This is a genomic window from Thermoactinomyces sp. CICC 10522, assembly GCF_016055075.1.
In the GTDB taxonomy this organism is placed as follows: Bacteria; Bacillota; Bacilli; order Thermoactinomycetales; family Thermoactinomycetaceae; genus Thermoactinomyces_A; species Thermoactinomyces_A daqus.
This window is the reverse complement of the sequence record NZ_JAECVY010000014.1, coordinates 1-22,952: the sequence shown is the minus strand read 5'-3', so window position 1 is coordinate 22,952 and position 22,952 is coordinate 1. Positions and strand designations below refer to the sequence as shown.

Sequence of the window (22,952 nt, the reverse complement as noted above, 5' to 3'; positions counted from 1 at the left end):
CGGGAAACTGCCCTGCTTTATCCTTTTCCGCAGAGCTGATTCGGTGCAAAAATTGTTTTTTACAAAAACGTTTGTTGTACAAACATTTTTTATGATAATATTCTTGATGACACATCGACTTCCGAAGGGGTGAGATGAGTTGACAAAGGAAACCCTGCCCGATCTCTTGACGAATTCGCTCGGCTTTAACTTTGGCCGTTTCGCGGCAATTGGAAGAAAGCTTTTTCATCAGAAGCTGCTGCCTCTCGGGGTGGATGACACCCAGTTAAGCGTGCTGGCGATCTTAAATGAAAAAGGTCCGCTCGTTCAGGCGAGATTAAGCGATTACTTGGGAATCGATAAAGCGACGATGGTCAGTTTGGTCAATGCCTTAAAGTCGAAAGGCCTGGTTTCCAAAAAACCGCATCCTTCCGATCGACGCGCACACCATGTTTATATTACCGATCGCGGTCGGGAAACTTTATGGCAATCTTGGGAGATTTCCCAGGAGTTCACCGACGAATTATTTTCCGTCCTGAGCAGCGAAGAAAGAGCCATGCTGATCGACATGTTGAACAGACTGTACCATCATTCCGTCGAACTTCAAGAGAAAGGGAGAGATGAAAAGTGTCAAAACCCACCCAACCCACATTACCTTCCGACACATCGGTAGTGCCCAAGGCGTGGTATGCCATTGCCTGGTCAAGCGAATGCAAAGAAAAACCGATTAAACGAAAAGTGGCAAATATCGATTTTGTTCTGTTTCGCAATAAGGAAGGACAAATCCAGGCCGTTCAAGCGTATTGCTCCCACCGTGGCGCTGATCTGTCAACGGGAAAAGTAATCAATGGCTGTGTGCAATGCCCGTATCACGGGTGGGAATTCAGCGGAGATGGGAGATGCCGGAAGATTCCCGCCCATCCCGAACGGGACATTCCCGACTTTGCGCACATCCAGTCGTTCCCTGTACAAGAAAAAGCCGGCATGATTTGGATTTATCCTGATTCTTCAACGAAAGCGCCGGATTTACACCTCTTTCCGATTTTAGAGGAGCCGCAGTTTGTCTACAGTCCTTACCAAATGGTGTGGAAGGCCCATTTGACAAGAGTGGTGGAAAGCGTACTGGATGTGGCGCATCTCGCTTTTGTTCACAAACAAACCATCGGAAAAGGCCTGTCTCCCGAGATCAATGATCTCTCCTTTCAAGCGGAAAAAGATGACATCCATTTTCAAAAAGGAACCAATCGCTTTCATTACCGTTTTCCAAACCAATGGATTCAATACTTGGGAAAAAACGAAACCAAAATGTTCACATTTGCCACATTCACTCCGCTGGATCACGAAACCACGGTGATTTTCAGCCAGATCGGGCGGACCTTTGCCAAACGGGTTCCCTTCATCGGAAAATATTTATCTCATTTTGGCCTTCGCGTTTTAAAGGAAGATCAATTAATAGTGGAAGGCCAGCATCCCCGTCCCATCCCGGAAGCTTTGCGAATGGAAGCCCATGTGCCATCTGACGGCGTCCAAGTCCGCTTTCGCCATCGTTGGTATCAGTTTTTGAAAAACGAAACGGAGCACCTGCTAGTGAGAGGAAGCGAATAAAAATATTCGGAAAGAACCGAATCATCCTCTTTTCATTTGCTGATTCCCTTACAAACGTTTTCATTCAAAGAAAACGTGATATAGTATGGAATAGAATTGGCTTTACCCATCTGATCATGCTGGGAGGATCTTCCATGTACCAAGTAAACAACCGGATTGAAATTACTTCGCCGGAACATCTGCAAACCCTGAAAGAGCGTTTTGCCAACGCTCCGCAATCGATGACACGCGTTCCCGGATTTGTTTCCTTCCGTTTGCTGGAGGCGGAGGACGGATCTCATGTCATTGCCGAAACTGTTTTTGCTTCAAAGGAAGATTTTCTGGCCTGGATTGAAAGCGATCATTTTAAACACGCCCATGGCGGTCGCAGCGGTGACCCCGGACGCCCTGAACTTGCCCGCTATTATGTGGCGATCACGTAAAAGGAGCGACGATTGATGAATGCATATTCCCTGGTTCTCTTTGTCCATGTATTGCTCATCGCCTCCTGGTTCGGCGGCATTTCCTTAATGGCCATGGTCCTCCGGGATGCCATCCGTTCCAATGAAGGCGGAACGATGGCCCGGGCAATCAGCCGCGCCCAGCGGTGGAACCTGACCATGTTTGTCCCGACGGCCCTGTTGGTGCTCATCAGCGGAATGTATCTTCTGTATGTACAGTTGACCTTACATAACGAAGCGCTGTGGCTGATGGTAAAAGAGCGGTTCGGCAGCCTGTTTGTCATTGTTTATATCCTTTACATCGTTTTCTACGGAAGAAAAACGCTGAACCAGGTTCAGGCTGCGGAAAACGAGCCAGAGAAGGCAAAATCCCTTTTAAAACGCTACATCATGGTACTCAACATCTCCCTTCTCTGCATGGTTGTGCTTATTTTCTTCGTCACCACCAAAATTTAACGCCCAATGCAAAAGAAAACGGCAGGTCGCACGATGTCGACTTGCCGTTTTCCGATTTCACTCCCCATTCGATTCCAAATCCACTTCTTTTAAAGGAATCACTTTTGTTTTTTTCACCCATTTATAGCCGAGCCACAGCAGGATAAACAGCGGAAGGCCGATATACGAAACTAAAATGCCGTTCCAGTCAATCGTATTTCCGGTAAAAGCCTGGTAATTTTGCCCGACAATCACGATCACGCATAAAACGAGCGCGAAGAGCGGGCCGAACGGGAACCATTTCGCCCGGTAAACCAAGTGGTTCAGATCACGCCCCTGCGCAACATAAGCCCGGCGAAAGCGGTAGTGGCTGATCGCAATTCCCAGCCAGGCGATAAACCCGGACAGCCCGGAAGCGTTCAGCAGCCAGATGTAAATTTTCCCCTGACCGACCAGCGAAGCCAGAAAGGCAACAGCCCCGACTGCTGTCGTCAGAAGCAACGCGAAAACCGGAACACCCCGACGGTTTACTTTGGCAAAGAGTTTCGGCGCTTTCCCTTCTTTGGCCATTTGCCAGAGCATCCGCGTCGAAGCATACATTCCCGAGTTGCCTGCGGACAGCACGGATGTCAGGATCACCGCGTTCATCACCGAGGCGGCAAAAGCCAATCCGGCTTTTTCAAAAATGATCGTAAACGGGCTTTTGGCGATTTGGTTTACGTCACCGCCGACCAAATTCGGATTGGTATAAGGAAGAACAAGTCCCATCACTAAAATCGCCAATGCATAAAACAACAAGATTCGCCAAAAGACCTGACGGATGGCTTTGGGAACATTTTTCCGCGGGTTTTCACTCTCTCCGGCGGCCACACCGACCAGCTCCGTCCCCTGGAAGGAAAATCCGGCGATCATAAATACGCTTAAAATCCCGAGCCACCCATGATGGAAGGGAGCGTCGTTGATCGTGAAGTTTTTAAAGCCGATCGCTTCTCCGCCCATAATCCCGAAGATCATCAATAAACCGATCACGATAAAAATGATAACCGTTGCCACTTTAATAAAAGAAAACCAATATTCCGATTCCCCGTATCCCTTTACGGACAATGCGTTCAATCCAAACATCAGCAGGAGGAAAAGGGCGCTCCACAAAATGGACGGCGAATGCGGAAACCAATAATCCATAATCAATGAGCCCGCCGACAGCTCAACAGCAATGGTAATCGCCCAGTTATACCAGTAATTCCATCCCATGGCAAATCCCAGCGCCGGATCGACAAACCTTCCGGCATAGGTGCTGAATGACCCCGCAACAGGCATAAACGTCGCCATTTCCCCCAAGCTGGTCATCAGGAAATAGACCATGATCCCAATGGCGAGATAGGCGACAAGCGCTCCACCCGGCCCCGCCTCCGAAATCGAAGCCCCGCTGGCCAGGAACACTCCCGTGCCAATCGAACCGCCAATTGCAATCATGGACAGATGTCTTGCCTTCAGCCCTCGTTTAAGTTCTGGTGACCGGTTTTGTTGACTCATAAAATCAAACACCTTTCATTATTTGATCGCGAGGTGGCTTGGGCAATAAAAAAACCGTCCCAATGCTCTCGTATTGAACGGACGGTTTGAGTGAACCCACACTCTACCCCCGCAAGATAGCGCACCACGTTTCCCGGGAAAGAAAACGTGACAGTGCTGCACCTGTTCGGACACAGCCCCAACCCGGACGCCCGGAGCCGGCAACCGGATTTCGGCGGCTTTTCCTTTCATTTGCAGTCATCAGTCAATCTCCGAACCTCGCACAAATTACTCTTAAAAGCCGCGACCTCTACCTCACCGTAGGATCGATGAGGGTGACTATGCACTTGTTCCATACGTCCTTTAGTATAGTAAAAAGTCAAAAGATCAACAAGGGAAATATTTGCTAGCAAGGAAATCACCGTAAGGTAAAGGACGCCGCCGGCAGAACAGGTTGTATTCATTTTTGATTTATCCTTTATAATGAAAAGAAGCAAAAGGAGGGAACCCCGATGGAAAAGCGCAAACGACGAATTCGCGAAAAAGCGAAACAAATCCATGATCAGTTGAAAAAGAAAGCGAATCTGGAAGAGATTTATCATACAAAGAGTTATTGCGAACAATGTGAAAATCAGGTTTGGCCCTGGGAAATCCATGTGGTGGAACAGCCCGATGGCACGGAAATGTGGGCCTGCCAAGCCTGTGTCAGGGAACATAACTTCCCTCTCTCCGAAAAGGAACATGCACTTGAGTTCGAAGCAAGACGCATGGCCGCCAAATGGCTGTTCCTGCGTGCGTGAAAAGGTTTACCCGATTCAACAGGATTGTTCGCGTTGTAGCGCGGGATGGATGGCGATAACACTGCTTCACCGCCCCGGCGGCAATGGATTGCCATAAAAATCAGTGACGACACCTCCCGCCTCCTCTGCCGGTTTTTCCCTGCACCAGAATCGCGGAAGATGCACGCCGGCAAAACCAGGCGGTCAGTGCCGGGAGATCATCAACCATTGGACACCATTTCGCCCTCAGCCGTGGATCATCGCATCACGCTCCACATCACGGAGAACGGCAGTTGCCCTTGCCCAAACAGAAAGCGGTTACAAAAAAAGGGCATCCCGCCAATCAGGCCGGTCAACCACACATATCCATTTCAGCAATTCGGTTTTTGCACAATTCCCTCTTTTATCATGCACCTTGATTTCTTCCGCCGAAAATCGCTCCACGACGCCGCTTGTCTCCATTGCCAGATCATTCAGACTACTAATCTCCCAAAGAGATTCTCTTCTTTCCGCAGATCGTTTCCGACCATCCGCCTGCTTCAATTCCCCGTTGTTTCAAACAAAACTCCCATAAACAGGGAAACAACCAATTATTCCCTTCATTTGTGAAAATAGTTAGAAACTTCTTCTGTTAATCTTTAATTCTAGTACAAAAATATATAAAATCCTATTGCGGAAGAAAATCGTATTTTATTAGCTTTGACAAAGAAATTAACGTCATCCGTCAGAGGGGAGAGACTATGGAGAAAACAAAGTTTTCGCGACTTGAAGCCTTTTGGCAAAAAAAGGCGATGCTGATCAACGCGACCGCAGCCTTGGTGCTTGTCAGCGGCGGGGTTTTGCTCACGTCCGGCTGCAGCCAAGAAACAGCTGCACCGAAAGCGAAAGCCCCTACAGCCCATGTGCAACATGAGACCATCCAAGATGATTCAGCCTCATCCAACGATGTGGCAGATGTAACTGAAGTGACGGATATTAAACCGTTGCCGAAAAAAGAGAGTCAGTATGTGGAAAACATCTTGACCCATCATAACGTTCCACAGGTAAATCCGAATGAGATCAACAATTCCGGTGCTTCTCATTCCGGGGGGGCGGCAAACGGCAATGCGGCCTCCCATCATACCGATAACAGCACAAGTCCGGCCACCGGCAACATAGCGCCAACCACACCGAAAACGGGTGACAGCCAGCATGTAAACCAATCTGCACCCACAACGAAACCGGCATCACCGGCGCCGGGCAAAGAGCAAAACCAGCAGCAACCAGGAGATAAACCGGTTGAAAAACCGCAACAACCCGGCACGGACAACCAACAACCATCCAACGGTTCGACGCAAACCCCGCCGGCAAATGACGGCGACACATCCAATCCGTCTGAACCTTCCAATCCTGCTCCTTCAAAGCCGGAGCAAACGGATGGCATAGAGACAACGGCATGGTTCCCGTTCTGGAGCACCAACTCCGGAAATCAGATTTTGTCTTCACAATCGCTCGATTCCATCAACCTGTTTATGTACGAATTACAGGCGAACGGAGATGTGGGCTATATGCAATATGCCAAAGCTCCTGATCCAAACACTTTGGCTCTCGCCCGCGAAAAAGGCACAAAAATTTATGCCACCGTCGCCAATACCGACGGTTGGAGCGATGTGAACAAAGCGGAAGATGAACTCCATAATCTCATCAATACACCGGAGAAACGGAGCCAATTAGCCGATAAACTCCTGGCCTTCACTCTTAAAAACAATTATGACGGCATTGATCTGGACCTGGAAGTGATCCGGGGAAGCGACCGCGACAATTTCTCGGCGTTCGTGGAAGTATTGGCACAGAAAATGCACCAGAAAAACAAAAAAGTGCTGGTCTCCGTTTATCCCAAAACATCCTATGGCGGCTGGGACGGCCCAATCTCCCAAGACTGGCAACGTCTCGGCAAAGCTGCGGATGAATTGGTGATCATGACCTATAACTACAGCATGAACAGCCCGGGACCGGGTGCTCCGCTCGATTGGATCAGCGATATTGTCAAATACGCCAATACCCAGGTGCCCTCGGAAAAAATTTATTTCGGTTTGCCTTCCTACGGTTACCTGTGGACCTCTGACGGCAAACGCTCCTCACTCTCTTACAGCCAGGCACAAAATCTGATCAAAACCAACCATGCCAAAGTCGTACGCGACAAGAACGGGGAGCCGACCTTTACCTATACATCCAACGGGGTGAAATACACAGGCTACTACCAAGATGCGATAAGCTGGCAACGGAAAATTGAAACGATCAAGCAAGGCAATCCTCACATCGGCGGCATTACCGAATGGTATATCGGTGCAGAGGATCCTGCCACCTGGAATATGTTAAAAACCGAATTAAAATAATTATTCCCTAAACCGGTAACCGGCTAAACATCTAGCTGGAAACCGGTTTTTTCTTTTCACCATAAAGAGAATCCAAGATAAACCGCTGCCCCCCACATCACCAAAGCTGAAATCTTCTGCAAAATCATCATGATCCGCCCTGAGCTGTCCAGTTCCCCCATAAAGCGCCCCGCCAGGGCCAATCCGAAAAACCAGAACCATGAAACGAGTACCGTGGCAACGGCAAAAGCCGCTTTTTCCATCCCGGCGTACTGCAAAGAGCTTGTCCCGAGCACCATCGTCGTATCCATGATCGCATGGGGATTAAGCAGGGAAGCAGACGCTGCAAACGCAATTTGCTTCCGGGCGGAGAAGGTTTCCCGCGGATGGGCAAGGCCGCCGTCAGCTCCGGGCGTGACCTTCCAGGTATTCCATCCCATGTACAGCAAAAACAAAACCCCCATGCCAAGGAGAACCGTTTTGATCCATGATGATCCCAAAATCACCAGAGAAATCCCGAGCACCGCCAATGTAATCAACAGGGTATCGCACAACGCGGCGGTCAGGACGGTCGGCAAGGCCTGACGAAAACGCCGATGAAAGGCCCCTTGGTTAAAAACAAAAACGTTTTGCGCACCGAGCGGCAATATCAGTCCAAAGGCAAGAATCAATCCATGTAAAAATGCAGAAACCATCAAAATCCCTCCGGAAAAAGTATGGTTCCATCGTACAAAAGATTTTGCATCCTGTCGCCCGCCAATTGGATGGATTCCAACCCAACCAAGTTGTACAATTAACAAAAACAGAATCGTCCATCCCCTGTCAGCAGAAACCTGAAGGAGAAGTCAGAGCAAAACCGGTGAGGAAGTGGTGCCTCTTCTGGCCATGCCCGGCATCCAACGCGATTTGACACAGAAAAGTAAAAGGATGGATCACAACCATGATTGATACCCATTGGAAACCCGACAAATCATCCCCTGTTCCTCTCTATATCCAGATCAGGGAATACATCAGGGAAAAGATCAAAAATGGCGAGTGGCCGGTTGGCAGCAAAATTCCGCCGCAACGTTATTTGGCAAAAGTCTGGAAGGTAAACCGGAGCACCATTGTTGCCGCCATAGCCGACTTAATGGCGGAAGGGCTGTTGGAAGGAAACAGCGGAAGCGGAACACGGATCATTAACAATACATGGTCCCTGATGCACTCTACCCGTCCGCCTGATTGGAACGCCTACGTTGATGCCGGAATCCATCCCCCCAATTTGCCGACCATTCAGGAAATCAACCGGGCGGAATTCCACCCGCACATCATCCGCCTGGGAACAGGGGAGCTCTCTCCCGACTTCTTTCCCCGTGACATGCTGAAAACTGTTTTGTCCGAGCTGCCGGATCAAATTGATTCACTTGGCTATGAAGAGCCGAAAGGACTGCCCCTGCTCAGGGAGCAACTGAGCAAGCATCTTAAAAGGATCGGAATCGATGCTTCCCCTTCCTCCATCTTGATCGTGTCCGGTGCCTTGCAGGCCTTGCAACTGATCGCGCTCGGCCTGTTGAAGCGGGGCGCTGCGATTCTGCTGGAAAAACCTTCATATCTCTATTCGCTTCATGTCTTTCAGTCAGCCGGGATGCGGTTATCCGGCCTCCCGTTGGATCAGGAGGGGGTGCAGATCAAATACATTCCCGTGCAGAAAAAGCGGCAAAATGCTTCATTGCTTTACACGATCCCGTCCTTTCATAATCCGACGGGCATCCTGATGTCGGAACAAAGGCGCAGAGACCTGCTGCGCATCTGCGAACAGGAGCGTTTACCGCTTATTGAGGATGATGTATACCGCGATCTGTGGCTGGACGAACCGCCCCCTCCTCCCCTGAAAGCAATCGACAAAAACGGGCTCGTCCTCTATCTCGGCAGCATGTCCAAAACCTTGAGTCCGGGCTTGAGAATCGGTTGGGTGGTCGGCCCGGAACCGGTTATCGAACGATTGGCCGATATCAAAATGCAGACGGATTACGGCTCCAGTTCCCTGTCGCAGTGGGTGGTGGCCAGATGGCTATCCAGCGGGCTCCATGAACAGCATCTGAAGCGGGTTCGGGCAGAACTGAGAAAGCGGAGAGCCGCGGCAGTCGAAGCCTTGCATGCTTCTTTTTCCGATCTGGCCGCCTGGACCGTTCCCAAAGGCGGTTTTTATATTTGGCTGCATCTCCTTTCCCCGCTTCCCATGCGCGAGGTTTTTGAAAAGGCACTGAAAAAGGACATTCTGCTCAATCCCGGCAATATGTACGATCCAGGCGCAACCCGGAATATCCGGCTTTCCTATGCCTACGCCTCTCCCGATCAGTTGCATGAAGCCATCGTCTCGCTGGCCGGGATAATCCGAAACTTGTCCGCACATCCGTAAACAGAAAAATCCTGTCGCAACCATTCGCTTATTGCGGCGGGACTCCTTAAGGGTTTGTAAACGGCATTCTTCGTGTTAATAAAGAAAAAAACTCCACCGGCCGGCCAAACAAAATGTCAGCCAGTCAATGGAGTTTATGGTCAAACATTTTATTCCACGGTTACGCTTTTCGCCAGATTGCGCGGTTTATCCACGTCATACCCGCGTTGGATGCAGGCATAATAAGCGAAGAGCTGGAGCGGGATCACGGTGAGAACCGGAGCGAGCAAGTCGATGGTTTTTGGAATGGTGATTACTTCATCCACCGATTTTTGCAACTCACTGTCCCCTTCAACGGCAAAACCGAGTACTTTGGCGCCCCGCGCTTTTACTTCCTGAATGTTGCTCACCATTTTATCAAAAACAGACGATTGGGTGGCAAGGGCGACGACCGGAATATTCTCTTCAATCAAAGCCAAGGTTCCGTGCTTCAACTCCCCGGCGGCATAAGCTTCGGAGTGGATATAGGAAATCTCTTTCAGCTTGAGCGAACCCTCGAGCGCGACAGCATAATCCAAACCGCGGCCCAGGAAGAAGAGATGCTCGTTGTCAGCGATGGAACGGGCAAATTCGGCAATTTTCCCTTCATACTCCAAAACTTGTTCCGCCAGCCCGGCAAGTTGTCCCAAATGGCTGATGATCTCTTTCAATTCCGCTTCGCTTTTATGACCGCGCACCTGTGCAAAGTAGAGGCCCAACAGGTAGATGGCGATCAGCTGCGACGTATAGGCTTTGGTCGAGGCAACGGCGATCTCCGGTCCTGCCCAGGTGATGATTACATCATCGGCTTCACGCGCCACGCTCGATCCGACCACGTTGGTAATCGCCAGCACGCGGGCCCCTTGTTTCTTTGCTTCGCGGAGGGCAGCAAGCGTATCCGCTGTTTCACCCGATTGGCTGATGACCACAACCAATGTTTTATCCGTAATGATCGGATCACGGTAACGATACTCCGAAGCCACATCGCACTCAACCGGAATGCGGGCCAGATCCTCGAGCACGTATTTGCCGACCAGTCCGGCGTGATAAGCTGTTCCGCAGGCCACAAAGTGGATCTTTTCGATGTTACGGATCGCTTCCGGGCTGAGAGCCACTTCGTTTGAAAGATCGACTAAACCATCTTTGATCCGGCTTGCCAGTGTATCGCGGATCGCTTTTGGTTGTTCATGAATCTCTTTCAGCATGAAATGGTCATAGCCGCCTTTTTCCGCCGTTTCAATATCCCAGGAAACATGCATCGGCTCACGTTCAACCGGGGTTCCGTCAACTTTCATCAGCTTCACTTGGTCTTTGGTCAAAACGGCCATTTCCCCGTCTTCAAGGATGTAGACTTCGCGGGTATGCTTGAGAATGGCCGGAATATCCGAAGCGATGAAATTCTCTCCCTGGCCAATTCCGACGACCAGCGGGCTGGCATAACGAACCGCAACCAGCTTATCCGGTTCGTTCTCACTGATTACACCGAGCGCAAACGCGCCTTCCAGTCGGGATACCGTTGCCTGTACCGTCGAAACCAAATCTCCGTTCCACAGGTCTCCGATCAGTTTGGCCACGACTTCGGTATCGGTCTCCGATTGGAAAGTATGGCCTTTGGCCATCAACTCTTCCTTCAGCTGGATGTAGTTCTCAATAATCCCGTTGTGAACAACTGCAAACCGTCCCGTGCTGTCCACATGGGGATGGGCATTTTCATCAGATGGTTTCCCGTGTGTCGCCCAGCGGGTATGACCAATTCCGAGCACTCCCGGCAAGGAGCGAACGGCCAGTTTCTCCTCGAGGTTGGACAAGCGCCCTTGCGCTTTGTTAACGCTGATCGTTTCTCCGTTGTAAACAGCCAGTCCGGCCGAGTCATACCCACGGTATTCCAGCTTGCTGAGCCCTTCCAGCAGAATATTTTGCGCCTGTTTGGCTCCGATGTAACCTACGATTCCGCACATAGTTATGAAAACCCCCTAAATTTATCCCTTTTTGCTGAGCACGGATCGAAGATTCAGGAGACAGGTTGATTATTGTCTGTTTGCCAAACGCAAAGTGCCGTAAAACACTCAGCTTCCCTATTCAGTTTTTTGAGTGAGAATGTGTAAGCCAGGTAGTGTTTGACAAAACAACAATTTTGTTTAAACCGGATCTTTCTTCTCATGCCCTCCCTTTTCTTCAGCAAAAACATCCGCTCAACAAAAAGGTTGATCTGATTCGTTTCTTTTTATTATTTTTTCTGTCTGCTCATTCACGCCATATCGCTGTTTTTGTTCGATGAGTCGCCTCACCGGTTTGAACAGCGATTCCTCGGCTCTGGCGCAAAGCCGGGAGGTATCCGCCGATCTTTTCGATACTCCTCCACCTCGTCAACTGCGGAGTCTTCGTTCACACCGCAGTCCTGGCGCTTTTCGACAACTTTTCCAAACCTCTGCTTCTCCCTTTTCGCTTCTTCACCTCCCAAAAAATGAAGAAGGCGATGTTTTTACTTCGCCTATGGGATTATATTATTCAAAAATAACAAAAATGTAAAGCAGTCCGATCAAAAAAGGGCCAGGGGGAAAGGCGAAACCCTACATCCCCCTTCTTATACGGCAAATGTTAAAATAATGTGTCGGTGTCGGCACATCTCAGGCGAGTTGCTTTTTCACTTCATCCGCAATGCGGCCGACATATTCCCGCAGCGCCTCTTCGTCCGGTCCTTCAGCCATCACGCGGATGAGCGGTTCAGTTCCCGACGGGCGAACCAGAACTCGCCCGTCACTGCCGAGCGCATTTTCCACTTCGGCAATTTTTTGGCGAATCGCTTCGTTTTGATCCCAACCCGCCTTGTCTTTTACCTTCACATTCACGAGCAATTGAGGATATTTTCGCATCATCGACGCCAGGCCGGACAGGGTTTGCCCTTTTTCCTTGACCACGCGTAGGAGCTGAACGGCGGTCAGCATTCCATCTCCGGTGGTATTGTAATCAAGGAAAATAATATGGCCTGATTGTTCACCGCCCAGGTTATAACCGCCCTCTCTCATTTTTTCCATCACATAGCGGTCGCCCACTTTGGTTTTTTCCGTCCGGATCTCCAGCTCATCCATCGCTTTATAAAAACCGATATTACTCATGACGGTACTCACAATCGTATTTTCTTTCAATTTCTCTTTTTCTTTTAAATAGGAACCGCATATGCACAGAATTTGATCCCCATCCACCAGATTTCCTTTTTCATCGACAGCGATCAGGCGGTCAGCGTCTCCGTCAAAGGCTAATCCCAGATGGGCCTGTTTTTTCAGAACTTCTTTCTGAAGCCGCTCGGGATGAGTCGAGCCGCACTCTACGTTAATATTCACTCCGTCCGGATTGACATTGATCGCCGTTACATCTGCACCCAAATCCCGGAGCAACAGCGGAGCCAGTTCATATGCAGCCCCGTTTGCCCCGTCCACCACGATATGCATTCCACACAGATCCGTATCAATCGTATTTTTGAGGTGATCGAGATAGGCGGAAACCGCATCCGGCTGGTCAGTCACCCGGCCGACTTTATCTCCGACCGGACGTGGCAGCCGATCTTCCTTTTCATCCATCAGCGCCTCGATTTCCGCTTCGGTTTCATCCAACAGTTTATATCCGTCCGCACCGAAAAATTTAATGCCGTTATCCGGAAAAGGGTTATGAGATGCAGAAATCATCACGCCCGCATCGGCTTCCAGGTGTTGTGTCAGGAAAGCGACACCCGGAGTGGTCACGATCCCCAAACGGATGACGTCGCATCCGATTGACATGATTCCTGCGATCAGCGCGGATTCAAGCAATTCACCGGAGAGGCGCGTATCCCTACCCACAACGATTTTCGGCCGTTCTTTCTCTTTCGTCAGTACATAAGCGCCGCACCGCCCCAAACGGAAGGCTAATTCCGGTGTTAAGGTCTCATTTGCCACTCCCCGTACTCCATCGGTTCCAAAGTACTTACCCATACATTTTCTCCTCCTCATGTAAGCAACCAACAAATCCGTTACCCTAAAATTTGGATCTTTGCTTTTAACTTATCTTGACCCACGACCTGCACGTAGGAAGGAAGAACAAACCGGATTGGCACATCATGGACTCCAGCGGACAGATTTGAAACATCCACCAGTGCCCGTACATCTGCTGCACCAAGCTGGTCGATCTGTTTGGGTGCTCCTGAAAGAGTGATATTCAATTTCGCATCGGACGGTGAAAGGATCCGGGCATTCACCCCTCCATTTAATCCTGTTACTTCCAATGGAACGTTCTTGATCACTTTTGTCTCAGCAGGAATCATTTTAACATAGATTTTTATTTCTTTGGGTTCCACTTTTATGGCCGGACTATGAACCGGAACCGGCATCACCAACGTTGTGTCTTCCGTTATGTCCGATAAATCAGGCCGGGGACCTGCATAAAATTGTAAATGATTCAGATATGACATCGGTCCGTACACGGTAATCTGATCCACATTGGTATCGATCCCGGCTACGGCGTATTCGGGGGGCGGCGCTTTCCCCGGTTCGATTGAAAGAGGCACGGTCTTGCCGGGAATGCTGATCGGAACCTGCACCACTGCGGTTTTCGGCTCAATTTCGACGTTGGATAAAGGTCCGTTTTCACCGTATGCTTGGAGTACAATGACTTGATTCACTGATTTCTTCTTATTATTCAAATTGACAATCGCTTTGACAGAAGTTACCTTTTTCAGTTCCGCTTCCGTTCCTTTTACCAATACTTTGTCCGGATTGATCACGGGAGTCCCCGCTTTAAAGCCGTCCGGGACGCTTCCGATCAATTCCGGTTCCACATGCATCTCCTTTTGCAGCTTGGGAACCAGGGTCACATCGATCCGCGCCGGCTCCACCCGGGCATCGACAGGATACGGCAATCCTTTCACCTGAACCGGTAACTGATGTGTTCCCGCCCCAACACGCCGTGCATCGACATAAAGGCGATAATTCGTCGAAAAATGCCCGAAGAAGGCTTGGTTGCCTTCTACGATCAATTCCACTTTTGGGGGTTTTCCGACCAGATCGTAGTGTTCGTCATCGTACTTCACTTGGACCGTTGCTTCCCGAATATGCGTATCGCTTGAAGATGAAGAGAGGGAGGTGTCGGTTACAGCCGACCATAGCAGGATGGCCAAAGCCAACGAAATGATCCGCAAAATCCAGTCATTTTGAAGCCATTTATTCATCCGTCCTCTTCCCTTCTTTCTCCTTGCGCGACCAAAATACAACCGCAAATTTCTCCGGCGGCTTCAATTCTTCATATAACCGGGATACCAGCGTTTCTTCACTCAGGTTTCGCTCCAGACGCCCATGCACCGCCAGCGAGATCTGGCCCGTTTCTTCAGAGACGATCACAGTAACCGCATCGGACATTTCGGAAATGCCGATCCCGGCACGATGGCGCGTCCCCAATTCCCTGCTGATATAAGGGCTTTCGCTCAAAGGCAGATAACACCCCGCCGCCATCAGCTGATCCCGGCGAATGATAACCGCCCCGTCGTGCAAAGGACCTTTGGGAATGAAGATATTGCGAATCAATTCCGGGCTTAACTTCGCTTCCAGCAACGTTCCCGATTCTATATAATCAGACAGCCCTGTCTGCCTTTCAATTACGATCAGGGCTCCCGTATGCTGCTTGGCCAGAGTTGAAACCGCTTTGGCTATATCGCTGACCACACTGGTGACGATCTGATCTTCCGCCTGGACACTCCGTCCGAAAAAACCGCCTCTTCCCAGTTGCTCCAATGCGCGGCGCAACTCCGGCTGAAAAATGATGATCACCGCAATGACACCGACGGAAAACAGGTTTTGAATCAGCCATTCCAGTGTGCGAAGATGAAATACGTTGCTGATCAACCAGATGATGATCAGAACGGTAAGTCCTTTTAAAAGTTGAACGGCTCTGGTACCACGCAAAAGTTTTAACAGATGATAGATTATATAGCTGACGATCAATATATCAATAATATCATTCAAGTAACTGCGAATCTCCAACAAAGACTGCATGCGTCCCCTCCATCCATTCAGTTCCCCATTATTATGCTACATCATTGCTGCGATGCATTCCATCACCCGTTATTCTTCCATTATATCGCAGCGGATGGGAAACCCCCTAACCGGCTGCCGCGGAAAATGAGGAGCACAGGTGTCCGTAACCCGCCCCCGCAATAAAATCCCACACAAAAAAGAACCTGCCCCAAATGAGCAGGCAGGAAACATTCTGCGCTTTTTAACCCGTATTTCTGAGCCCGGCGGCGATCCCGTTAATCGTCAGCAGCACTTCTTCCAAAAGGGAATCGGCCAGGGTTTGATCATTTTCTTCTTTTCTCCGTTTGGCAAGCAAAAAGACCTGGATAAAGCTAAGAGGATCAACGTAAGGATTACGCAGGCGAATCGATTCCTGAATGACAGGCACACGATCCAGCAATTCCTCCTGTTCCGAAATCGCGAGCACTTTTTCGCGCGTAAGCATAAATTCTTTTTCAATCAGTTTAAACAGCCGCTCTCCGGCCGCTGAATCTTTAGCCAGCGACGTGTACTCACGGGCGATAACCAAATCGGCTTTTGCCAGAGCCATCTGCAAATTGTCGATCAGGGAATGGAAAAACGGCCACATTTGATACATCTCGCGCAAAAGGCGCAATCCCTTCTCCCCGTTTCGCTCGAGATATTTTCCCAGTCCCGTTCCGGCAGCGAACCAGGCCGGGAAGAGGTAACGCGTCTGCGTCCACGCAAACACCCAGGGGATCGCCCTCAGATCTTCAAATTGTTGACTGTTTTTGCGTCTGGCGGGACGAGAGCCGATTTTCAGTTCCCCTATCTCCGGAAGCGGGGTCACATCGTTGAAGAAGCCAAGGAAGTCAGCATCGCCAAAGACGAGTTGCTGATATTGTTCCAATGCGTATCCCGACACTTCCTCAATCGCCTTCTCCCATGCCGGATCAAGTTCATGATGTCCATTCGTCACTGCGGTCGTGGTCGAAAGGAGCAAAGACGCCGTTGCCTGTTCCAAACTCCGGAGTGCAATCGGCCTCAGCGAATAACGGGACGAAAGCACTTCCCCCTGTTCCGTGATCTTGATGCCCCCCAGCAAAGCGGAATCGGGATTTGCCAGGATATTGCGATGCAAAGGTCCGCCACCGCGCCCCAATGCTCCTCCCCGACCATGGAAAAATTTCAGTCTCAGCCCATACTTCTCCGCCAGGCGGTTCAGTCTCAGCTGGGCTTGATACAACTCCCAGTTCGCAGTAATCACACCCCCGTCTTTGTTGCTGTCGGAATACCCGAGCATAATTTCTTGCCCCGGCTGCTCTCCATGATAGAAGGGAATAAAGGCGGGATGCTGAAAATATGCTTCCATAATCTCTTCGGCCCGGTGCAGGTCGTCAATGGTTTCCAGGAGCGGAACGGCATGGAGCCTTGATTCTTTGCCGCCGTGCAAACGGTGCAGTCCCACTTCTTTCGCGAACAAAACCACTTCGAGCAAGTCGCTCGTCCCCTGGGTCATGCTGATTAAGTAATTGCGGATCGCTTCTTCGCCAAATTCCTGTTTTGCTCTGGCGATCATGCGAAAGAGCTCCAAACATTTTTCCGTATCCGGGGAGTAGCTGGCAAAAGGGGAAGTAAGAGGCCTCGGATCTTGCAACAATTCGGTCAGTAAAGAGATTTTCTCCTGCTCCGGCAATCGATCATATCGTTCCTCAATTCCCAATTTACCCAATATTTCGGTTAACGCTTTTTCATGTTCGGCGCTGTGCTGGCGAATATCCAAGGTGAGCAGATGAAAACCGAACAATTCCACCTGGCGAATCAGATGGGCCAGATCATGATCGGCCAGGACATCTGCATGATGCAAACGCAGACTTTCCTGAATCAAGGTTAAATCGCGAATAAATTCTCCGGCTGTCCGGTAAGCCCCCAACTCCTTTTTGCCGGTACGCGTATGATGTAACCTGGCTAACATAAAAGTGCACTTGCGGCGATAAGGTTCGTTCTCATTCCGCCATTTCCCCTGCCCGACATCTTCCAGCTGCACCTCTGCTTCATCCCTTAGCAGAGACTCGCAAAGCGCATCGGAAATGGACACTCTCCGCGTGGAATAACTCAGTTTTTTAATCAGGCTTTGCAAAGCTTCTTTGTATTTTCGGATGATCAAATTTCTTTGCAGCACCAGCGTATTCCAGGTTACGTCCGGTGTAACCGAAGGGTTTCCGTCACGGTCTCCGCCAATCCAGGAACCAAAGCGCAAAAAGGAAGGAACCTGCCACTTCTTCTCGGGGTAAATGCGGTTTAAACAGCGGGTCAGCTCTTGATGAACGACGGGCAAAACTTCAAACAGCGTTTCGTCAATGTAGTAAAGCCCATTGCGAACCTCATCCATCACGGTCGGTTTCCGTCTCCGCAATTCATCACTTTGCCATAAAGCCGTCACTTCACCCAAGAGATTTCTGCGGATCTCTTCCCGCTCTGTTTCGGTGGTGTAAGGATGATCCAGTTTCATCATCAGTTCGGCGATGCGGTGATGGATATCGAGCGTCGTTCGCCTCATCGCTTCCGTCGGGTGGGCAGTGATCACCAGCTCAAGCGAGAGAAACGGCAATGCTTTCTCCACTTGTTCCGCAGTCATGCCTTTTTCTTTCAACTCCTGAACTGCATGTTCAATCGAAAATGGTTGAACAACTCCTGCCTCGGACCGGCGATAAAAACGATGCCGCCGTACCCTGTGGTTTTGCTCGGCAATATTGACCAACTGGAAGTAGATGGCGAATGCACGGATCACATTCTGACGCATCTGCGGCGATAGCTGACGGATCTCCGATTTGCATTGGTCCAGCACGGCAGGATCATAGGAGCGGCGAAGCTGCTTGGTCAGTTCGCGAATTTTTTCGACACGGTCGAGGAGTTCTTTTCCTCCTTGCATCACGAGAACATCGCCCAGAATATGACCGAGAAAGCGCACATCCCGCCTTAACGGATTCTCATTGGCTGAAGCCTGTTTTGCTAAAGGATTCATTCCGTCACCCCTTCATATGAGAAAGCTTTTATGTTCATCAATCAGCGAAGGCCTTTCTGTTTACCAAAAGAAGTCGATACTGCTCCGATCCCCCCTGACTCATTGCACGCTAGGTCTTGCGGGTAACCGCCATATCGCTCATGTTCAGATTTACACAAGACTTCAGCAACCGGTAACCGCTGGGAAAAAAGCGGCCGGATGCACCAAAACATGAAGCCCTCTTTGCTTCCGTCGCGGGAATCCCCACTCGGGACGCAGGCGGAGACGATCCCGGCTCTTGCTAAAAGTTTCACAACCATCCCTTTTACAATCGATAAAAGAACGATGCTTCATCCTAAAAATCAATCGCTTCTTATTTCCCTCCTTCTTTCTCTGAGTCGCTCAAAATTGAATAATAGAATTTAGGCATAAAATTTGATAAATTAAATAAAAAAATTTTGGTTAATGTATAAACATTCATTTTTCGATCTTTTTTTATTATGCCATAATGTGCGGTGAAGTACAAAGCGACACTTTTTTCCTTTCCTTCTTTAAGCCGTTACAGCGAAGCATCCATAAAAAAGCGCAACCATCGAAGGTTACGCGACAGGCTCTGATTATAGCACTTTTTGTCCAAATACAGATCCCATGAGGGCAACTGCCACTTTTGCTGTCTGATTTTCCCGATCCAAAATCGGGTTCACTTCGACAAATTCGGCGGATGTCACAATCCCTGCCTCTGCCAGCATCTCCATGGCCAGATGGCTCTCTCTGTAAGTAACCCCACCCGGTACCGGTGTTCCTACTCCGGGAGCATCTTTCGGATCAAGCCCATCCAGATCCAGGCTTAAATGAACGCCATCCGTTCCATTGGAGACGATCCCGATGGCTTCCTCCATCACACGCGCCATGCCGAGGCGATCGATTTCATGCATGGTAAACACCTTGATCCCAAGCTGACCGATCAAGTCCCGCTCACCCGGGTCCAGCTCCCGAGCCCCGATAATCACCGTATGTTCCGGTCGTACCTTGGGGGCAAATCCGCCGATATTCACCAGGTCCGGATGACCAATTCCAAGACTGACCGCCAGGGACATTCCATGGATGTTACCTGAAGGAGAGGTTTCCCCTGTATTTAAATCCCCGTGGGCATCATACCAAATAACCCCCATATTTTCATACTGCGCTGCTGCACCTGCTATTGTTCCGATTGCCATACTGTGATCTCCGCCCAACACAAGCGGGAAACGATCGCGCGCAATCACCCCGGAGACGGTTTCAGCCAATTTTTCGCAGACATCCCTGATTTCATTCAAATATTTTAACTTTGGATCACCCGCTGACTTTGATTCGGGACTGGGCACGTGCAAATCACCCAAATCTTCCACTTCATATCCAAGCTTTTGCAACAAAGCTTGCGCTGAAGCATAGCGAATGGCACTCGGACCCATATCAACTCCCCGGCGCCCTTGACCGAGATCCATTGGCATGCCAATAATCGTAATCGGTTTCTTTTCCATAGCCATTCTCCTTTTTATCGAACTACAGGCGTATGAAATACAAGGTATTGGATGATCAACAATCTGATGAACGAAGCGCTTTCATTTTAGCACAGAATTTCATTTACTTACAGAAATATTTTGGAAATAATCTGCTTATTTTGGTATATTTATTCAAATAAGAGGAATAAAGTAGCACATTTTTAATGATCGTGCACCATTCTTATTAAAAATTTAATAGATAGATTGATAGAATCCAGGATAATCGGAGAAAATTGATGAGCCGTGATCTTGCCCCGCACCAAAAAATGCCGGATCGGGAACAACCCATGGCACAGGACAAATGCATTTCTCATTGATCTCTTTTCCGGACGAAACCGGCTGCCCGGCATTTCACGAAACTGCATCCGTTCACTGGTTTCTCCGCATTCCCTCTTGATCAAGATTGTCAGTTTCTGTGAAGACCAATCACTTGCACGGTAGGATTAGCCCATATCTTTGCCTTGGAACAAGAATATGTTCATCCGCCTGATCTCCGCTGACCGGGATTGCATAATGAGTAACCCATCCTGCTCACCGATGCTTTTTCTTCCAACAATAAAAAAAACCGTCATGCAGGCGTCTTTCTGTTATATTCGGGATTGATCTTTTCTTATGAGATTTATTACACGGTTCGGGTTTCCGGTCACGCAAATGCTCCCTCGGTCTTCTTTATTCTGTACTTTCCTGCCCGATTTCTCTCATCGTTTTTGTTTGGGCAGATTGATTCGTACCTGTCTGGCTTCCCCGAAATAAAAAAACGGATTGCAGCACGACATACAAAAAAGAGGACTTCGTTGGATGAACTCAACGAAGTCCTCTTTTTCAAGTTGGAGCGGAAGACGGGATTCGAACCCGCGACCCTCGCCTTGGCAAGGCGATGCTCTACCCCTGAGCCACTTCCGCATAATATGGTGAGCCATGAAGGACTCGAACCTTCGACACCCTGATTAAAAGTCAGGTGCTCTACCAACTGAGCTAATGGCTCAAACATTGGCTGGGGAAGTAGGATTCGAACCTACGCATCACGGAGTCAAAGTCCGTTGCCTTACCGCTTGGCTATTCCCCAACACTTAAGGAATGGTGGAGGGAGTAGGATTCGAACCTACGAAGGCAATGCCAGCGGATTTACAGTCCGCCCCAGTTGGCCACTTTGGTATCCCTCCACATCAAATGGTGGACGCTGACGGGATCGAACCGCCGACCCTCTGCTTGTAAGGCAGATGCTCTCCCAGCTGAGCTAAGCGTCCGCTTTTGTGGTGACCCGTAGGGGATTCGAACCCCTGCATGCCAGCGTGAAAGGCTGGTGTGTTAAACCGCTTCACCAACGGGCCGTTTCATGGAGCTTCCTACCAGGCTCGAACTGGTGACCTCTTCCTTACCATGGAAGCGCTCTGCCAACTGAGCTAAGGAAGCATTTCTGGCTCCTCAGGCAGGACTCGAACCTGCAACCTACCGGTTAACAGCCGGGTGCTCTACCATTGAGCTACTGAGGAATATTAACATGGAGCGGGTGAAGGGAATCGAACCCTCGCATTCGGCTTGGAAGGCCGATGTTCTACCATTGAACTACACCCGCACATCTGGAGCGGAAGACGGGATTCGAACCCGCGACCCTCGCCTTGGCAAGGCGATGCTCTACCCCTGAGCCACTTCCGCATAATGTGGTGAGCCATGAAGGACTCGAACCTTCGACACCCTGATTAAAAGTCAGGTGCTCTACCAACTGAGCTAATGGCTCAAAATAATGGCGGAGCTGACGGGATTCGAACCCGCGATCTCCTGCGTGACAGGCAGGCATGTTAGGCCTCTACACCACAGCTCCATCTGGTGGACGCTGACGGGATCGAACCGCCGACCCTCTGCTTGTAAGGCAGATGCTCTCCCAGCTGAGCTAAGCGTCCGCTTTTGGTGACCCGTAGGGGATTCGAACCCCTGCATGCCAGCGTGAAAGGCTGGTGTGTTAAACCGCTTCACCAACGGGCCGTAAATTTGGCAAGAAAAAAACCTTCACCTTGTATTAAGAGAAGGAATGGAGCGGAAGACGGGATTCGAACCCGCGACCCTCGCCTTGGCAAGGCGATGCTCTACCCCTGAGCCACTTCCGCATAATGGTGAGCCATGAAGGACTCGAACCTTCGACACCCTGATTAAAAGTCAGGTGCTCTACCAACTGAGCTAATGGCTCAAACATTGGCTGGGGAAGTAGGATTCGAACCTACGCATCACGGAGTCAAAGTCCGTTGCCTTACCGCTTGGCTATTCCCCAACACTTAAGGAATGGTGGAGGGAGTAGGATTCGAACCTACGAAGGCAATGCCAGCGGATTTACAGTCCGCCCCAGTTGGCCACTTTGGTATCCCTCCGCATCAAATGGTGGACGCTGACGGGATCGAACCGCCGACCCTCTGCTTGTAAGGCAGATGCTCTCCCAGCTGAGCTAAGCGTCCACTTTTGTGGTGACCCGTAGGGGATTCGAACCCCTGCATGCCAGCGTGAAAGGCTGGTGTGTTAAACCGCTTCACCAACGGGCCATTTCATGGAGCTTCCTACCAGGCTCGAACTGGTGACCTCTTCCTTACCATGGAAGCGCTCTGCCAACTGAGCTAAGGAAGCATATCTGGCTCCTCAGGCAGGACTCGAACCTGCAACCTACCGGTTAACAGCCGGGTGCTCTACCATTGAGCTACTGAGGAACATAACAAGTGGGCTATTGAAAGACAGTAACTATTATATTATCTTCTTTCAACATAGTCAAGCTTTATTTTACATCAAGGTGATCCTTTGATACACCCTGAAAATAAGATTGGAATAAGGGTTGCAAGTGGAAGAGAAGTAGTAGGATAAGCCCTCGACCGATTCGTATCCGTCAGCTGAACACATTGCTG

15 protein-coding genes, 22 tRNA genes and 1 riboswitch are annotated in these 22,952 nt (G+C 49.9%); of the genes, 7 read left to right on the top strand and 30 right to left on the bottom strand.

Annotated features, from left to right (window positions below; genetic code table 11):
* Positions 1-139 precede the first annotated feature (139 nt).
* From I8U18_RS14620 to I8U18_RS14605, 4 genes are all read left to right on the top strand, one after another.
* Positions 140-652, top strand: a complete 513-nt coding sequence (locus tag I8U18_RS14620; RefSeq protein WP_198056444.1) for a MarR family winged helix-turn-helix transcriptional regulator — start codon at positions 140-142, stop codon at positions 650-652.
* Positions 607-1,584, top strand: coding sequence for a Rieske 2Fe-2S domain-containing protein (locus I8U18_RS14615; protein WP_198056443.1), 978 nt, complete (start codon positions 607-609; stop codon positions 1,582-1,584). Before I8U18_RS14620 ends, I8U18_RS14615 begins: the two co-directional genes overlap by 46 nt.
* 134 nt (positions 1,585-1,718) lie before the next feature.
* Positions 1,719-2,006: an antibiotic biosynthesis monooxygenase family protein gene (locus I8U18_RS14610; protein WP_033101982.1), complete on the top strand. Its 288-nt coding sequence runs from the start codon at positions 1,719-1,721 to the stop codon at positions 2,004-2,006.
* A 15-nt stretch (positions 2,007-2,021) separates the two neighbouring features.
* Positions 2,022-2,480, top strand: a complete 459-nt coding sequence (locus I8U18_RS14605; RefSeq protein WP_033101983.1) for a hypothetical protein — start codon at positions 2,022-2,024, stop codon at positions 2,478-2,480.
* Positions 2,481-2,537: 57 nt separating this feature from the next.
* Here I8U18_RS14605 and I8U18_RS14600 read toward each other — a convergent pair whose 3' ends face one another.
* Positions 2,538-3,992 (bottom strand): amino acid permease, encoded by a 1,455-nt coding sequence (locus I8U18_RS14600; protein WP_033101984.1) that lies wholly within the window; start codon positions 3,990-3,992, stop codon positions 2,538-2,540.
* Between the two features lie 109 nt (positions 3,993-4,101).
* A riboswitch (Lysine riboswitch) is annotated at positions 4,102-4,292 on the bottom strand.
* 191 nt (positions 4,293-4,483) lie between these two features.
* On the opposite strand from I8U18_RS14600, the gene I8U18_RS14595 reads away from it, so the two are divergent.
* Together I8U18_RS14595 and I8U18_RS14590 are read left to right on the top strand one after the other, a co-directional pair.
* Positions 4,484-4,771: a hypothetical protein gene (locus I8U18_RS14595; RefSeq protein ID WP_033101985.1), complete on the top strand. Its 288-nt coding sequence runs from the start codon at positions 4,484-4,486 to the stop codon at positions 4,769-4,771.
* Between the two features lie 719 nt (positions 4,772-5,490).
* Positions 5,491-7,125 carry a glycosyl hydrolase family 18 protein gene (locus tag I8U18_RS14590; protein ID WP_198064906.1) on the top strand — a complete coding sequence of 545 codons (1,635 nt, stop codon included), beginning with the start codon at positions 5,491-5,493 and terminating at the stop codon, positions 7,123-7,125.
* A gap of 56 nt (positions 7,126-7,181) precedes the next feature.
* Here the strand turns inward: I8U18_RS14590 and I8U18_RS14585 are convergent, their stop codons facing one another.
* Entirely contained in the window at positions 7,182-7,799 is a 618-nt protein-coding gene (locus I8U18_RS14585; RefSeq protein WP_198064905.1) for a LysE/ArgO family amino acid transporter, read from the bottom strand.
* Positions 7,800-8,044: 245 nt separating this feature from the next.
* Between I8U18_RS14585 and I8U18_RS14580 the strand changes: the two genes are divergently transcribed.
* Positions 8,045-9,502 (top strand): aminotransferase-like domain-containing protein, encoded by a 1,458-nt coding sequence (locus I8U18_RS14580; protein WP_198064904.1) that lies wholly within the window; start codon positions 8,045-8,047, stop codon positions 9,500-9,502.
* Between the two features lie 149 nt (positions 9,503-9,651).
* Here I8U18_RS14580 and glmS read toward each other — a convergent pair whose 3' ends face one another.
* The 28 genes from glmS to I8U18_RS14440 all read right to left on the bottom strand — a co-directional run bounded on the left by glmS (position 9,652) and on the right by I8U18_RS14440 (position 22,760).
* Complete coding sequence (glmS, locus tag I8U18_RS14575) at positions 9,652-11,478, bottom strand: glutamine--fructose-6-phosphate transaminase (isomerizing) (RefSeq protein WP_198056438.1); 1,827 nt, start codon at positions 11,476-11,478, stop codon at positions 9,652-9,654.
* 669 nt (positions 11,479-12,147) lie between these two features.
* A complete protein-coding gene (glmM, locus tag I8U18_RS14570; RefSeq protein ID WP_198056437.1) occupies positions 12,148-13,488 on the bottom strand; it encodes a phosphoglucosamine mutase in 1,341 nt (446 codons plus the stop codon).
* Positions 13,489-13,526: 38 nt separating this feature from the next.
* Positions 13,527-14,720, bottom strand: a complete 1,194-nt coding sequence (locus I8U18_RS14565) for a CdaR family protein (RefSeq protein ID WP_033101990.1) — start codon at positions 14,718-14,720, stop codon at positions 13,527-13,529.
* On the bottom strand, positions 14,713-15,540 hold the full coding sequence (gene cdaA, locus I8U18_RS14560; protein WP_033101991.1) for a diadenylate cyclase CdaA: 828 nt from the start codon (positions 15,538-15,540) through the stop codon (positions 14,713-14,715). Before cdaA ends, I8U18_RS14565 begins: the two co-directional genes overlap by 8 nt.
* A gap of 223 nt (positions 15,541-15,763) precedes the next feature.
* A complete protein-coding gene (ppc, locus tag I8U18_RS14555) occupies positions 15,764-18,547 on the bottom strand; it encodes a phosphoenolpyruvate carboxylase (RefSeq protein ID WP_198056435.1) in 2,784 nt (927 codons plus the stop codon).
* A 596-nt stretch (positions 18,548-19,143) separates the two neighbouring features.
* On the bottom strand, positions 19,144-20,046 hold the full coding sequence (gene rocF, locus I8U18_RS14550; RefSeq protein ID WP_033101993.1) for an arginase: 903 nt from the start codon (positions 20,044-20,046) through the stop codon (positions 19,144-19,146).
* Positions 20,047-20,895: 849 nt separating this feature from the next.
* Positions 20,896-20,970, bottom strand: a tRNA-Gly gene (locus I8U18_RS14545).
* Positions 20,971-20,976: 6 nt separating this feature from the next.
* Positions 20,977-21,052 (bottom strand) — tRNA-Lys (locus I8U18_RS14540).
* Between the two features lie 6 nt (positions 21,053-21,058).
* A tRNA-Gln gene (locus tag I8U18_RS14535) sits at positions 21,059-21,133 on the bottom strand.
* A gap of 12 nt (positions 21,134-21,145) precedes the next feature.
* Positions 21,146-21,230: transfer RNA gene (locus tag I8U18_RS14530), tRNA-Tyr, on the bottom strand.
* Between the two features lie 8 nt (positions 21,231-21,238).
* Positions 21,239-21,314: transfer RNA gene (locus I8U18_RS14525), tRNA-Val, on the bottom strand.
* A 7-nt stretch (positions 21,315-21,321) separates the two neighbouring features.
* A tRNA-Glu gene (locus I8U18_RS14520) sits at positions 21,322-21,398 on the bottom strand.
* 6 nt (positions 21,399-21,404) lie between these two features.
* A tRNA-Thr gene (locus I8U18_RS14515) sits at positions 21,405-21,480 on the bottom strand.
* A 5-nt stretch (positions 21,481-21,485) separates the two neighbouring features.
* A tRNA-Asn gene (locus I8U18_RS14510) sits at positions 21,486-21,560 on the bottom strand.
* A gap of 9 nt (positions 21,561-21,569) precedes the next feature.
* Positions 21,570-21,643: transfer RNA gene (locus tag I8U18_RS14505), tRNA-Gly, on the bottom strand.
* A 5-nt stretch (positions 21,644-21,648) separates the two neighbouring features.
* A tRNA-Gly gene (locus I8U18_RS14500) sits at positions 21,649-21,723 on the bottom strand.
* Positions 21,724-21,729: 6 nt separating this feature from the next.
* Positions 21,730-21,805: transfer RNA gene (locus I8U18_RS14495), tRNA-Lys, on the bottom strand.
* Positions 21,806-21,812: 7 nt separating this feature from the next.
* Positions 21,813-21,889, bottom strand: a tRNA-Asp gene (locus tag I8U18_RS14490).
* Between the two features lie 3 nt (positions 21,890-21,892).
* Positions 21,893-21,968 (bottom strand) — tRNA-Val (locus I8U18_RS14485).
* A gap of 5 nt (positions 21,969-21,973) precedes the next feature.
* Positions 21,974-22,050: transfer RNA gene (locus I8U18_RS14480), tRNA-Glu, on the bottom strand.
* A gap of 47 nt (positions 22,051-22,097) precedes the next feature.
* Positions 22,098-22,172, bottom strand: a tRNA-Gly gene (locus I8U18_RS14475).
* Between the two features lie 4 nt (positions 22,173-22,176).
* A tRNA-Lys gene (locus tag I8U18_RS14470) sits at positions 22,177-22,252 on the bottom strand.
* A gap of 6 nt (positions 22,253-22,258) precedes the next feature.
* Positions 22,259-22,333, bottom strand: a tRNA-Gln gene (locus tag I8U18_RS14465).
* A gap of 12 nt (positions 22,334-22,345) precedes the next feature.
* Positions 22,346-22,430, bottom strand: a tRNA-Tyr gene (locus I8U18_RS14460).
* An 8-nt stretch (positions 22,431-22,438) separates the two neighbouring features.
* Positions 22,439-22,514 (bottom strand) — tRNA-Val (locus I8U18_RS14455).
* 7 nt (positions 22,515-22,521) lie between these two features.
* Positions 22,522-22,598: transfer RNA gene (locus I8U18_RS14450), tRNA-Glu, on the bottom strand.
* Between the two features lie 6 nt (positions 22,599-22,604).
* A tRNA-Thr gene (locus I8U18_RS14445) sits at positions 22,605-22,680 on the bottom strand.
* A gap of 5 nt (positions 22,681-22,685) precedes the next feature.
* Positions 22,686-22,760 (bottom strand) — tRNA-Asn (locus tag I8U18_RS14440).
* Positions 22,761-22,952 lie beyond the last annotated feature (192 nt).